Origin of the sequence: Paenibacillus catalpae (assembly GCF_900112695.1) — a bacterium.
GTDB classification, from domain to species: Bacteria; Bacillota; Bacilli; order Paenibacillales; family Paenibacillaceae; genus Pristimantibacillus; species Pristimantibacillus catalpae.
Genome location: NZ_FOMT01000002.1, coordinates 1,260,469 through 1,274,487, shown reverse-complemented (window position 1 = coordinate 1,274,487; position 14,019 = coordinate 1,260,469). Strand labels below are relative to the sequence as shown.

General features: G+C 52.0%; 13 protein-coding genes. All 13 read right to left on the bottom strand.

What is annotated here, in order from left to right; genetic code table 11:
• Window positions 1-2,106, bottom strand: coding sequence for a SpoIID/LytB domain-containing protein (locus BM200_RS13345; RefSeq protein ID WP_091186018.1), 2,106 nt, complete (start codon window positions 2,104-2,106; stop codon window positions 1-3).
• The gene (locus BM200_RS13340; protein WP_091186015.1) at window positions 2,103-2,549 is read right to left on the bottom strand and encodes a thiol-disulfide oxidoreductase DCC family protein; all 447 of its coding nucleotides are present in this window, start codon (window positions 2,547-2,549) and stop codon (window positions 2,103-2,105) included. The genes BM200_RS13345 and BM200_RS13340 overlap by 4 nt, the downstream gene beginning before the upstream one ends.
• Before the next feature lie 4 nt (window positions 2,550-2,553).
• Window positions 2,554-3,555: a Holliday junction branch migration DNA helicase RuvB gene (gene ruvB, locus BM200_RS13335; RefSeq protein WP_091186013.1), complete on the bottom strand. Its 1,002-nt coding sequence runs from the start codon at window positions 3,553-3,555 to the stop codon at window positions 2,554-2,556.
• A 22-nt stretch (window positions 3,556-3,577) separates the two neighbouring features.
• Window positions 3,578-4,216 (bottom strand): Holliday junction branch migration protein RuvA, encoded by a 639-nt coding sequence (ruvA, locus tag BM200_RS13330; RefSeq protein WP_091186010.1) that lies wholly within the window; start codon window positions 4,214-4,216, stop codon window positions 3,578-3,580.
• A complete protein-coding gene (gene ruvC / locus BM200_RS13325) occupies window positions 4,213-4,713 on the bottom strand; it encodes a crossover junction endodeoxyribonuclease RuvC (RefSeq protein ID WP_091186008.1) in 501 nt (166 codons plus the stop codon). Before ruvC ends, ruvA begins: the two co-directional genes overlap by 4 nt.
• Before the next feature lie 142 nt (window positions 4,714-4,855).
• The gene (locus tag BM200_RS13320; RefSeq protein ID WP_091186006.1) at window positions 4,856-5,515 is read right to left on the bottom strand and encodes a BofC C-terminal domain-containing protein; all 660 of its coding nucleotides are present in this window, start codon (window positions 5,513-5,515) and stop codon (window positions 4,856-4,858) included.
• Window positions 5,516-5,647: 132 nt separating this feature from the next.
• Entirely contained in the window at window positions 5,648-7,984 is a 2,337-nt protein-coding gene (locus BM200_RS30620; protein ID WP_091186004.1) for a LysM peptidoglycan-binding domain-containing protein, read from the bottom strand.
• Between the two features lie 147 nt (window positions 7,985-8,131).
• Window positions 8,132-9,004, bottom strand: coding sequence for a prephenate dehydratase (gene pheA, locus BM200_RS13310; RefSeq protein WP_091186002.1), 873 nt, complete (start codon window positions 9,002-9,004; stop codon window positions 8,132-8,134).
• Entirely contained in the window at window positions 9,001-9,975 is a 975-nt protein-coding gene (gene thrB / locus BM200_RS13305) for a homoserine kinase (RefSeq protein ID WP_091185999.1), read from the bottom strand. Before thrB ends, pheA begins: the two co-directional genes overlap by 4 nt.
• A gap of 45 nt (window positions 9,976-10,020) precedes the next feature.
• A complete protein-coding gene (locus BM200_RS13300; RefSeq protein WP_091185996.1) occupies window positions 10,021-11,307 on the bottom strand; it encodes a homoserine dehydrogenase in 1,287 nt (428 codons plus the stop codon).
• Between the two features lie 18 nt (window positions 11,308-11,325).
• Entirely contained in the window at window positions 11,326-11,763 is a 438-nt protein-coding gene (locus BM200_RS13295) for an ACT domain-containing protein (RefSeq protein WP_091185994.1), read from the bottom strand.
• Window positions 11,764-11,909: 146 nt separating this feature from the next.
• Window positions 11,910-13,229: a GTPase ObgE gene (gene obgE / locus BM200_RS13290; RefSeq protein WP_091185992.1), complete on the bottom strand. Its 1,320-nt coding sequence runs from the start codon at window positions 13,227-13,229 to the stop codon at window positions 11,910-11,912.
• Between the two features lie 13 nt (window positions 13,230-13,242).
• Window positions 13,243-13,980: a Spo0B domain-containing protein gene (locus tag BM200_RS13285; RefSeq protein ID WP_091186333.1), complete on the bottom strand. Its 738-nt coding sequence runs from the start codon at window positions 13,978-13,980 to the stop codon at window positions 13,243-13,245.
• Window positions 13,981-14,019: the final 39 nt, after the last annotated feature.

Below are 14,019 nucleotides of genomic sequence, written 5' to 3'. Positions count from 1 at the left end.
TCATTCCTTAGCGATGGTTACATCTTTATAGTAGTATTGCAAGATATAAGAGTAGTCATACCCTTGCTGTGCCAGTCCAAGCGCTCCATATTGAGATAATCCAATCCCGTGGCCGTTCCCTGAGCCAACAAAACGGTAGGAAGGGTCTTTGGTTGTCGCGCGGATCTGACTGTCCCCGTTCATCACAATCACATTACCGTCTGCCTGCGAGACTTTTCCGCCTGCCTGGATCATGTACACCGGCTGAGAGGAAGAAGTCTTCGTTCGGGTAGAGCCATTTGCTCCCAGCATCGTCACCTTCGCTGTCTCATCTACCTTAAACAGCGTACTAGGCAAACCTCCAAGAGCTGAACGAAGCACATCTGGATATTTTACCTTGTAAGGCTGTCCGTTGACAAGCAATTGTGTAGCACGGCCGGACGGACCTGTTGTCCCTACCTGCAAGGAAGTAATCGGACCTGTTACGCTCGCCTGCTTCGTCATCGTAGCCAGGAGCTCTGATGATGTAAACGGCCCCTTCACCCAGGACATAGCGTTATTCTCAACCGTTTTGTCCAATATTGCAACAATCGTGCCTTTATTCACCTGACCGACTAATGAAACCGAATCCTCTACTTTCGGATTCTTCCGAACCTTGGAGCCGTCCGTATTCACTGTCATCAGCTTTATGCCCGCCGCATTCGTTTGACCGGAATCGGTCAGCAGATCCTCGCGGATATAGCCGGTATTGTTGTCCGGAAGAACAACGCGGTACCAGGAGTATAGCCCCTTCTCGGAGGAGCTGTCTGTCGGACTGGATACGCTCTTTAAGTAGGCAACTGAGTTGCCCCAAATTTCAGATGCGTCAGCTGTTTTGCCGCCGCCATTGGACGAGAACAGAGCCTCGATCAGTTTGCCGTTATACAGCATTACTTCGCCGGCCGTCTCATCTACCGCTTGAATGGTAGAAGGCTTCTCCGTTGTTGTACCTTGATATTCCTGGCTGCTTACGCTATCAACCACGTTGGCAATCTGGAAGCCAAAGCCTTGATACAGCGCATAGGTACGTGCCGATACCGCTTGCGCCTTCAGCGCTTCCAGCGGCCACGAAGCGATCATTTCCCCGCCAACAACCGAGTACAAATATTGCTCGAACGGCAGTTCATTAATGACCGCCAGCTTGCCGTTAAATTCACTAACCTCGAATTGTCCGCGGTAGGTCCGGCTGGAACGCTCCGTCAGCTTGATCGGTTTATCAGCCGCCGGCATAATCCGCACCTTTGCATTATTGATTGGGAAAGCATAAAGCGTAACCGCATTATCCGCTTTGCCTGTCAAGGTATGGTCATTACGTTCCAGAAGATACGCGGAATCCTCCGCCGTCTTCAGCCCGCTGCCTGCTGCCCCTGCCGCCGTCTTCACGACATTAAGCTCTGCTGTACTGGCAGCGGCGCCTACAAAGACCGAATAACTTGCGTTCGAGCTGCCTTCAGCCTTGCGTACCCCAACGAATGCATCTACACCCGCGGAACTAAAAGCCTCGGAAGCTTTAACCGCCTCTGCTTCAGAAGCATAAGTTGTTGCGCTCTCCAGGTGGAACGGCCCTTGTATGGCCGCCTTGGTACCGCCGGTCAGCTTGCTTATCGTGCTGTCTGCCGTCCATTTGGTCATGGCAGCCGTTGCATCTGCCGCATTGCCGTATGTACCTTCCGCTACCTGATAAACCGTCTTGCCTTTTTTCTTCAACGATGTAATAAATCCGCTGCCCGACAGAGCCTGCAGCCGTTTATAAACGCCGAGCGCTGTATCAAAGCTTTCCGTCTCAACGACTTTTACCTTGTAATCGTCCTTTGCAATCCGGGACTGCTCATTCGCCCCGATATTTAACCACGGTACAACACCCGCAGGGTCGCTCATTCCTATGGTTAAACCGCCGGCAGATGCAAAAGTAGCTGCTGCGGTGTTAACCTGATATTTTCCCGGCAATTGTAAAAAGATAGCAACACGAATCGTATCGAGCTGTGGAACCGCTCCAAGCGATGGCTTGGCCCACCAGGTTGACACGAACAATAGTCCGGCGATCGTAAGCAGGGATAACCGCTTAAGCGACCAACGTTGTAACTTCATGAATGATTCCCCTTTCCCCTCTCATCTTGCGGCGGCAAGGTGCAGCCATTCACGGAACAGCTTTGCTCCGTTTGTCCAAACCAGTCATATCTGCGTTTCGCAATATAGCGGTAAAGAAAGTCGCCAACCTTACTAAATCCAGGCAGACGGTAAAGCGCCGCGATTAGCCGGAAGCCCCGGATCGTGCGCAAAATGCGGACAACTCCATCAGCTCCGGCATAAAGCCGTCCCTTTTCGTCTGCGACATGCATCTTCTCGTATAAATCCGTTTCGGCAGCCTTGTCTATTCCCGGAACCTTGTTGCCGGCCTCCTTAAGGGATTGAACCGGCACAAAGATCAGCTCTGCATTCGAGCGGAGCTCCTTCAGCCTGGATACCGTTCCTCTGCACAGATTACACGTACCGTCGTAAACGACATACAGCCTTTCCCGCTCGCTCTTCATACGCTCACCTTTCCGGTATAGGCATGCCCAGATGCCGATAGGCCTGATCCGTTGCAATCCGGCCCCGCGGCGTCCGCTGCAGGAAGCCGATCTGCATCAAGTAAGGCTCATAAACGTCTTCGATTGTCTGGCTTTCTTCTCCAATGGAAGCGGCTATCGTGTCCAGACCGACGGGCCGGCCTGCAAACGTCGTCATCATGGCGAGCAGCATCTTATGGTCAATGCTGTCCAGCCCCATCGGATCGACCTGCTGCAATTCAAGCGCGGCCTTCGCAATCTCATGCGTGATAATGCCGTCTCCTCGCACCTGCGCATAATCACGCACCCGCTTCAGGAGGCGGTTCGCGATACGCGGTGTTCCTCTGGAGCGCATCGCAATCTCATCCGACGCTTCCCCGATAATCGCAATATCAAAGATTTCAGCAGATCGGGATACGATATAAGAAAGCTCATCCACCGTATAAAATTCCAGACGGCTGATCACGCCAAACCGGTCCCGCAGCGGTGCCGACAGAAGACCCGCTCTTGTTGTTGCACCTATTAGTGTAAAAGGCGGCAGGTCCAAACGCACGGATCTGGCACTAGGCCCTTTGCCGATCATAATATCCAGCGCGAAATCCTCCATCGCCGGATACAGCACTTCTTCTACTGTCCGGTGCAGGCGGTGAATCTCGTCGATGAACAGCACATCGCCTTCCTGCAGATTCGTCAGCAGGGCAGCAAGGTCACCGGGCCGCTCGATCGCCGGCCCCGAAGTTGTGCGCAAATTCACGCCAAGCTCGTTAGCGATAATGTTCGAAAGCGTTGTTTTCCCAAGTCCCGGAGGCCCGTACAGCAGGACGTGATCCAGCGCCTCCTTCCGCATCTTGGCTGCATCTATATATATTTTCAGATTTTCCTTCGCTTTGGACTGCCCGATATATTCAGCCAAATACCGCGGTCGCAGGCTTAACTCCATAGCCTGCTCATCCATCATCAGGTTAGCGGATATTATCCGATCTTCCACCCTCGCTCAGCTCCTTTTTAAATTAACCTTTAAACAGCTGCTGCAAGGCGCGTTTCATTAAAGAATCTACTGTTTCCTCTGCCGTTACCGTCGGTACCAGCCCGGTCCAGGCCTTATCCAGCTCGGCCGGGGTGTATCCAAGCGCTCCGAGCGCCTCTCGTGCTTCTTCCCATGCGGTTCCAACACCTTGCTGTGCCCCGCCTTTTGCGGCTGACAGATCCGGAGCAAGTCCTACAGCAGCCAATAGTCCGGCATCTGTTGCAAACCCGGCCAGCTTGTCCTTGAGGTCAAGAATCATCCGCTGGGCGGTTTTTTTGCCGATACCCGGAAGCCTGGTCAGGAACGCAATATTCTCCTGCTGGATCGCGCCGATTACCGCATCCGGACGCCCTCCGGCGAGGATGCCAAGCGCTACCCTAGGACCAATGCCCGATACTTCCAGCAGCTTGCGGAACAAGGTCTGTTCTTCTCTTGATTCGAAGCCATACAAGAGAATCGCGTCCTCGCGGACATGATGGTGAATATAAATGGTGACGGTATCTTCTTTGCCAGCAAAAGCATACGGGTTAGGCGTAAACACCTGGTAACCGACATCCCTGACATCCAGTACGACATATTCTGTTTCTACATGAGCAATAAGTCCGCGTAAAAAATCGATCATCGAAGCACCTCGTTAATTTTTTGCGACAATCCGGAAGAATGGGCATGACAGATCGCTACCGCGAGCGCATCCGCCACATCATCCGGCTTCGGTATTGCAGACAGCTTTAGAAACATCTTGACCATCTCCTGCACCTGGCGCTTCTCTGCTTTACCATAACCCACTACTGCCTGCTTCACCTGAAGCGGCGTGTATTCTGCCACCGGCAGCCCCCGCTGGGCAGCCGCCAGAATGATGACCCCTCTTGCCTGCCCTACAGCAAACGCCGTCGTTACGTTGCGGTTGAAGAACAGCTTCTCTACCGCGACGGTATCCGGCTTATACTTATCCATAAGGGCAACAGCCGATTCATAAATCTGTACGAGCCTCTCTTCTTGAGGCGTATGGGCAGCCGTCTGAATACAGCCATATTGAACCGGCTTCAGCTTATGTCCGTCTTTGTCAATAAATCCAAATCCCGCAATCGCAATACCGGGGTCTATACCAAGAACGCGCAATCCGCCAACTCCTTTGCGGCAGTCATTACCGCTTCTTATCCGTCCATTATAGCAAAAGTTGGTCCGGATGAGAACACGCGTTTGAGATCGGTCCTGCCGCCATTAAAAAAACCTTCCGCAGCAAGCGGAAGGTCAGCAGCGATCAATAAGTCGGCTTCATCACTTTTTGATTGGCCGGCATGGCAAAGTCGCTGTAAGTCGACAGGACACTGTTGTATTCGTCGATATCGGATATTTTGATGCCCTTTGCAAGACTATCTACCTTATCCTGCGGCAGGCTGCTCTCCATATATCTGACATCCAGCTGGAAGAAGGTTTTAACTACCTTCTCTTTCTTGGGCACCCCTTCAAACAGAGACAAGTATCCCTGCTTGTCCAGGCCGATATAAACATTGCCCTTGCAAGACTGCGAGAAATCTTCAATCCGATGCTCAAGCAGCACGGTTTGTCCATCCTGCGACAGCATCGCCGTCCATTCCGGGTGAGACATCAGAATCCGGATAACCTCAGCGGAAGTCATTTGGCCAAAAGGCTTCGTTTCTTCCCCGCAAATATATTGACGGTGCAATTGAACCGCAAACGGCTCCTCATGCTCCTGCAGAATCCGGATCAAACCAGGATTCCCTTCTCCCGGCTCGCTCACAGCAGCACCGGCCCCGGAAGCCGCCGCGGCAGGCGCGCTGTAAACCGCCTGCACGATTGCTGCTACGCCGATCATGAACGAGCCTAACGTCCACATCGGACGCCGTCCTCTTCGCAGCCGTTTCTTCAATTGCTTCCATAAGCTAAACTTCATCATCATAATAAAGGCCCCTTGTTTTCATTTTTGACCTAGTTTAACTCAATGCTTCCATAAATATGTATGGATAAGATAAATGAAACAGAAAACAGCCTCCTGCCTTCACAAAAAGGCAAGAGGCTGTTTTGCATCGCATTAGCGGTTAATCCAAGGTTTGTTGCTGCGATTTGTTTTTTTGGACTTTGGTGCAACGTTGCGGATTTTAGCTGTTTTACGCGGCTTCGCTTTCTTGCCTGCCGTTTCGGATTCAATTGGCTCTTCTTCCGTGCGTTTGCCGTTGCAGCCGCATGGATCATCCTGCGCACCTGCCGTTTGGCCCGGCCAGTAGGAATATGGAGAGAAGCCTTGGTGGGCACCGGCTACCGGATTACCGTAGCCATAGCCTCCTGGAGCGAAGCTTGCCGGCGAGACATTTGTCGGTGCTGCATTTGGACCAATGGCCATGGGCGATACATTGGAGCCAAGTGCTGCTGGACCTGCATTCGAACCAAGCGCCATCGGCGATACGTTGGAGCCAAGGGCAGTTGGCGCTGTATTCGAGCCAAGTGCCATCGGTGATACATTGGAACCCAACGCTTCAGGTGATACGTTTGGCCCCATCATAGCCGGAGACACCATCCCCGGATGGCCATAACCATGGCCGAAGTCCGGACCGACGTTTGCGGGCGATACCATACCGCCGTAACCATAGCCGTACTCCGGACCAACGCCTGCCGGGGATACAGCCCCTGGCCAGCCGTAGCCATAACCGCCTGCAGGTCCTGTCATTTCAGGGCTGACAGCCGTGGGAGCACTATTCTCTCCTAGTGCAGCAGGGGAGACATTGTCAGGACCAACGTTAGCCGGAGACACTGCTCCCGGCCAACCATGGCCATAACCGCCATGACCCATTTCAGCTGGCGATACGGCAGATGGACCGTAGCCATAACCGTGACCCATCTCTGCTGGAGACACTGCGGAAGGGCCATAGCCGTAGCCAAAGTCCGGGCCGACATTTGCCGGTGATACGGCTGATGGGCCGTAGCCGTAACCATGACCCATCTCTGCTGGAGATACTGCGGAAGGGCCATAGCCGTAACCAAAGTCTGGGCCGACATTTGCTGGTGATACGGCGGATGGGCCATAGCCGTAACCGTGACCCATCTCTGCCGGAGACACCGCGGAAGGGCCATAACCGTAGCCGAAGTCTGGGCCAACATTTGCTGGTGATACGGCCGACGGACCGTATCCGTAACCGAAATCTGGGCCGACATTTGCCGGAGATACTGCCGAAGGACCATAACCGTAGCCATGTTCAGGACCAACGTTTGCAGGCGATACGAAGCCGTAGCCGTGAGCCGGGCTAACCGCTGCCGGACTTACATTTGGTGCAGCGTTGTCGCCCATTGCAGCTGGGCTTACATTTTCTGCCCCAAAGACAGGAGAAGCATTTTCCGAACCAAACACAGCCGGGGATACGTTACCTGCGCCATATCCGTACCCAGGGCCAGCTGCGATTGGCATTGTACCAGGAGGACACCAAGGACCTTCATTTACCGGGCTGACATTGGATCCAGGCCAACCGCCATAACCAAAGCCAGGGCCAACCTGCAGAGGAGATACCATCGGCGCCATATTGCCATATCCGCCATGGTGATGATGCTGGGAAGCCGCTTCTACCGCGGGAACGCCGTGCTGCTTGAACAGGTCCACGCTTGGCTGGAGGTTAGGCTCCGCATTGGACTGCATCATTGGTGCTACATTTGGTTTCATTTTTGGCTGAACATTTGCTTCCATCGTTGGCTTCATATTAGGTTTCACATTTGCTGCTTCTTCGGCATGCTTCGCTTTTTTATCCGGCGATTTTTGAACAGGCAGAGCTTTCTTCACAGGTTCTTTCGCAACCGGCGCTACGGGAGTAACGATTGGTGCAGTAGGTGTTTTCTCTACCGGTGCAACTGGAGCAACTGGAGCAATTGGAGCCGTTGGTGTTTTTTGAACCGGTGCTTGCGCAGCTGGCATTTGTCCAGTCGGCTTTTTGCCAACCCAGTTTTGCACACCATGCATGAGCGACATAGGATGAAGGGGATGATGAGAGCTGCCGCTGCCAGAACCTTGTGCTGGTACGCCATGGCCTGGAACCTCTGTTGGAGTAGCTGTTTTGGGAATGTTGACAATTTCGCCGGTCAGAAGGACATTCGGATTTTTGAGCTGCGGATTCGCTTTGATCATGTCAGCAAGCGGTACTCCCCAAGCTTTCGACAATTTCCAAAGCGTATCCCCTTGTTTCACCACATGCTGATGCATAATGTCCAGTCCTCCTGTTCCGCCGCCTACCTCACTAGCCGATGGAACCTTCAGCTTCATTCCGACATCCAGCAGATCCGGGTTCGTAATGGAAGGGTTCAGTTTTAGAATGTCTTCAATCGATACATTATGTTTCTGAGCAATGAAATACAATGTATCGCCTTTCTTTACAACGTGAATTTTCACTACCAAAAAACCTCCTGTCACGTACTTTGTATAACGGCACGGCGAGTGCCTGCTATCAATCATTACATCCTATGCAGAACGTAGGCTGGTGTCTCCACCTTGACACAAAAAAAATAGCGGTGCCCGTATAGGACAACGCTATTTTCATTATTGAAGCTGTTCATAAGTAAAGCTCGGATAGCTGCCAAGAATGCGGACCTGGCATCCCAATGCTTCAATCTCTCCAAGCGCGGATGGCAGGAGCACCGTATCCAGCGCCATATCGATATCGATATAAAAATAATAATTGCCCAGCTTTTTCTTCGTCGGGCGTGATTCAATCTTCGTCAAGTTGATCTTCCGCCATGCAAACGCGGCTAGTACTTGATGAAGCGCACCCGGGAAGTCCTCGGGCAGCGTAATCAGAATACTCGTTTTTTGCTTATCGGATTGACGCACGGTAAATGGCTCGCGGCCTACCAGCAAGAACCGGGTAAAGTTATTGTCATGATCCGTAATCCCTTGGCTCAGAACATCAAGGCCGTTATTATCGGCTGCCGTCATCGTGCCAATCGCCGCCCAGCCTTCGCCGGGATTTTCCTTCACGATCTTGACACCCTCAGAGGTGCTGCCCGCCGTTTCGATCTCGGCATGAGGAAGCTCACTCCGCAGGAACTGGAGGCACTGCGCGATAGCAACGGGATGGCTGATGACTTTCTTGATTTTGCTGAAATCAATCGAGCCGTCTTCCCCCGCTGCTTCCGAGCTGCGCCCGATCAAATTCTGTATGGAAGGATATACCCATTCTGCCTGGATTGGCATGTCCACTTCATGAACAAGCCAATCCACATGCAGATTAACGGAACCTTCAATCGTATTCTCAATAGGAACAACGCTATAATCGCTGACACCGTTGACGGTCGACATGAATACATCGGCGATCAAACGGTGATGCTTCCAATTCATTTGTTCTCCGGCAAACAGCCGCTTGACTGCTTCATCCGATACGGAGCCGGCAGGCAATACTGCAATTGTCTTCATCGTACAACTTCTCCTTTTATCCGTTCCATAAGTCCAGGAGCAGGGCTGGCCGCATCTTCCACCGTAATGACCGGACCTTCAGCACTTGGTTTCAGCCACATGGTCTCGGCTTCGATGCCTTCCTGCTTCAAGGTCGCAAGCAAAAACTGCTCCAGCTGCGGTTTGTCCTTGCTGTCAGCGTCGACAAACGCAATAAGAGTAGGACCCGCTCCGCTAAGAGCAGCGCCAAGTGCCCCGTAGTCTGCAGCATGTTCCAGAATGGCGGACATGCCTGGAATAAGCGGCGCACGATATGGCTGATGCAGCCGGTCGCGCATCGCATGGCGGATAAGGCCCAGTTCGCCGCTTGCAAGTGCTGCAACAAGAAGGGAGCTTCGTCCAACGTTAAAGACAGCGTCAGCCATGCTGATCTGCGAAGGAAGGGCATGACGCGCCTTCTCCGTCGAAAGCTGGAAGGCCGGAATGGCAACAAGTGTCTCCAGCTTCGCATGAGGTTCAAGCCTGACATAATCTGCACGCTCGCCATCCCAAGCGGACACAACGATGCCGCCAAACAAGGATGCTCCGACATTATCGGGATGCCCTTCCAATTTGGTCGCAAGCTGGAACAGTTTATGATCAGGCAGCGGGCTGCCAATCAGCCCGTTCGCGGCTGCAAGCGCACCAACAATGGCCGAAGCACTGCTGCCGAGTCCTCTTGTTAAAGGAATGTCGCTGTACATCGCAATGTCCAGCTCCGGAATGCTAACCCCTGCTTCTTCAAAGACAAGCTGGGCAACCTGGTAGAGCAAATTTGATTTATCAGTTGGTATGCCTTGCATCTGATCGCCGTATAGACGGAATGTTGTAGTCTCCGCTGCCGACATCTCGATCCAGGCGTATAACGAAAGCGCCATGCCAAGCGTATCGAAGCCTGGGCCCAGATTTGCAGTGCTGGCCGGCACTTTCACAATTACTCGACGATTATTCATGACGGATAAAGCTCCTTTGTATGCTTTTGAAATCAAACAGCCGGATTAGCCTTCCACACGGTAAACGCTCTTCACCTTGCGAATAACGTCCAGCGATTCGAATTTCTGCAGCACTTTTTGGATGGCAGCTTTATTGGCATCATGAGTAATTACGATGATTTCAGCATCCGGATTATTCGGATTAGGCTGCTGCAGCACCGATTCAAGGCTTACTTCATATTCGGCGAAAATTTGCGTAATTTGTGCGAGGACACCTGCGCGGTCATCCACATGCAAGAGCAGGAAATATTTCGAAGAGATCTGCTCGTCGGATTTGAGCTTCTTCTCCTTATAAGTCAATACGCTTTGTTTGCCGTTTACGCCAAGCTTCAGGTTCTTCACAACGGCTACCAGGTCGGAAACGATTGATGTTGCTGTCGGCAGCTCACCTGCGCCCGGGCCGTAAAACATCGTCTCGCCTACAGCTTCACCATAGACGTAGACCGCATTGTATACACCGTTAACGGATGCAATCGGATGCGATTTCTTCACCATTGTTGGTTGAACGCTGATGCTGAATTGGTCATCCTGACGCTCCGCGATACCAAGCAGCTTCACTTCATAGCCAAGGCGCTTCGCATACAAGATATCATCCTTCGTAACTTTGGACATGCCTTGCACGGATACATCATCAAGCGCAACCTTTGCACGGAAGCCAAGCGTGGAGAGAATCGTCATCTTGCGTGCTGCGTCGAGACCCTCTACGTCGGAAGTCGGATCGGATTCAGCATATCCGAGCTCTTGTGCTTCCTTCAACACATCATCGTAAGAGGCGCCTTCAAGGCTCATCTTCGACAGGATATAGTTCGTTGTACCGTTCACGATCCCCATAATTTTCGTAATGCGGTCGGAAGAGAAACCTTCTACAAGCGTACGGATAATCGGAATACCGCCTGCAACGCTGGCTTCATAGTACACATCACAGCCATGCTCCTGTGCTTTCGCCAGAATCTCCGGGCCATGCAGCGCCATCAAATCCTTGTTCGCTGTTACGACATGCTTGCCGCGGGAGAGTGCTTCCATAATATATTCCTTCGTCGATCCGATTCCGCCCATTACTTCAACGATCACATCGATATCAGGGTTGCTAATGATTTCCCACGGATCTTCCGTCAGCTTGGACGAATCGATTGAAATGCTGCGGGATTTCGCTTTATTTTGCACAAGAATTTTCTCAATGACGATCGGGGATCCGACCTGGCTTTGCAAATCTTCCTGATGGCCTTCCACAATACGCACTACACCAGTCCCGACTGTTCCGAGACCAAGCAAACCTACCTTCACTGGCTTCATACAATTCCCTCCATCTAATCAACCTTGTCCGATAACGGCAGCTTTACGCACGCCTTCCTGGCTGCGAATAACCTCAATAAGCGTTGTCAGTTCTTCATTCAGCTGTGATATATCTACGGAAATGACCACATTGGCAAAGCCCTGCAGCGGAATAGTCTGGTTCATCGTCAGCACATTTCCTTCGAGGCCTGCCACAAGACTCAATACCTTAGATAATACACCGGATCGGTGCTCCAAATCCATCGAAATGGTTACGATCCGTTCACGTTCCAGCTCATGAAGACCGTATACGCCATCCTTATACTTATAAAAGGCGCTTCGGCTGAGCCCTACTTTCTCTACCGCCTCATGCACCGTGGACGCCTCACCCCGGCCAAGCATTTCCTTGACCTGGATCGTCTTGACGATCGCCTCCGGAAGCATATCCTCACGAACGACATAATAACGTTGCGTCACTATTTCGTCCTCCCTACAAAGACAATTGTTCTTCTATAATGGACATTATATCGGAATATAGTAGATGCGGCAATAGGTAACTGAGACGGATTCAAAGAAAAAAAGACGGCCGGGGGCCGTCTTTTGCGTCAACTTGTTTGATTTCTTTAGCCGTTATAATCGCTGCCTTCAAAGAATTCGAACGTAAAGTCGGCAATCTGAACGGTATCACCGTCTCTGGCCCCTTCACGACGGAGAGCCGCGTCAACACCCATCTTCCGCATCAGCTGCGCAAAGCGCATAATAGCGTCATAAGAGTTCATGTTCATGCGCTTCAGATAGTTTTCGATTCTTGTACCCTTCACGACAAAGATTTCATCTTCACGGTGAATCGTAAAGCTGTCATCCTCGCGTTTCTCGAATGTGAATACTTTCCGCTCTGCGACATCCTTCACTTCTTCAACCGATACTTCTTCCGGAACAGAATCAAGGGTATCCGCTGCTTTGTACAGAAGCTCCTGGATGCCTTGCTTGGTCAGCGATGAAATTGGCAGGACGAGATATTCACGGTCACCGCGAACCTCATCCAACTGTTGCTTAAACAGCTCCAGATTATCTGCCGCCTCCGGCATATCCATCTTGTTAGCCGCAATGATCTGCGGACGCTCCGCAAGCTTCTCGTTATATTTCACAAGCTCTTCGTTAATTTTGACCCAGTCCTCGAAAGGATCGCGGCCTTCTGTCCCTGCAATATCCAAGACATGAACAATTACTCTTGTCCGCTCAACATGGCGCAGAAATTCATGGCCAAGTCCAACGCCTTCATGTGCCCCTTCAATCAGGCCCGGCAGGTCAGCCATTACAAAGCTGCGTCCGTCACCAACATCAACGACGCCAAGGTTAGGCGTAATCGTTGTAAAGTGGTAGGCGCCGATTTTCGGCTTTGCGCCGGACACAACGGAAAGCAACGTGGACTTGCCTACACTCGGGAATCCGACCAGACCAACATCCGCCATAACTTTGAGCTCCAGAGTAACCCAGCGCTCTTCGCCTTCTTCACCGTTCTCGCAAATATCCGGAGCAGGATTATTAATCGTAGCGAACCGAATGTTGCCGCGGCCGCCGCGGCCACCGCGCGCCACGACCACTTCCTGCCCGTGACGCGTCATATCCGCAATAATCTCCTGCGAATCGTCGTCTACAATAACCGTACCCGGAGGAATGCGAACGATCATGTCGTCAGCACTCGCGCCATGCATCGATTTCACTTTGCCGCGTTCGCCTGCCGGTCCCTTGAAATGCTTCTGATAACGGAAATCCATTAGCGTCCTGAGACCTTCGTCAACGCGGAAAATAACGTCGCCGCCATTACCGCCGTCGCCGCCTGCCGGACCGCCTTCCGGTACGTATTTCTCGCGGCGGTAGGACACGATTCCGTTGCCTCCGTTGCCGCCTTTTACAAATATTTTCGCTTTATCGACAAACATGTTTTGCCCCCGTTCAAGCGCGCCATTCCGCTTTTAATACCAATTCCCGCTGCGGATGCTCCACATCGACCGGCAAGAGAGACGCGCCTTCCAACTGCTGTTTTATTTTATCCGCAAGCTGCTGCTCGCTGGTTAAGTCGCCCTCATAATAAAAAGCTACCGTCAGCATCTCCTCATCCCTGGAGAGCTTTAGGGTAAGTGATGCCGGATCGCCGTATCCTGTCTTTACAGAGAATCTGTAAGCATTGATCAGGCTGATCAAAGTATCCGCAATATCCCGGCCCTCGTCCTGAAGCTCGTTCAAATGAATGCCTTCATCCACCTTCACATGAAGCTGCATGGCATTGGTAAGGGTACGGAAGGATTGTATATAGCTGATTAGCGAAGGAACACCAAGCTTTGCAATTTGGCTCTCCTCCGTCATTCTAACCCTTATTTTCTCCACATATTCCACGGTTTTATCCAGCTTGTTCATCCGTATGTAACCGAACAAAACCTGGAGATCATTCATCCAATCATGCCTGTGGTGATTTAATGTCTTTACGCTTGCTGTCTGCAGCCTCTGCACAGTACGTGCCAGCCGTTGTTCCTGCTCTTTACGTTCCGTCTTGATCCAAAATACCGCAGCTGCTATTGTCCATAAGAGAAAAAGTGCAACCAGCCATACCGAAGAAGGCCAAATGAGTACAGCCGCACCAGGCAGCACAACGGAAGCCGCTGCCGACTGTCTCGCCATTCTAATGCGATCCATCCTGATCGTTCCCACTTTCTGCTTGTTTCCTAGCTAGAC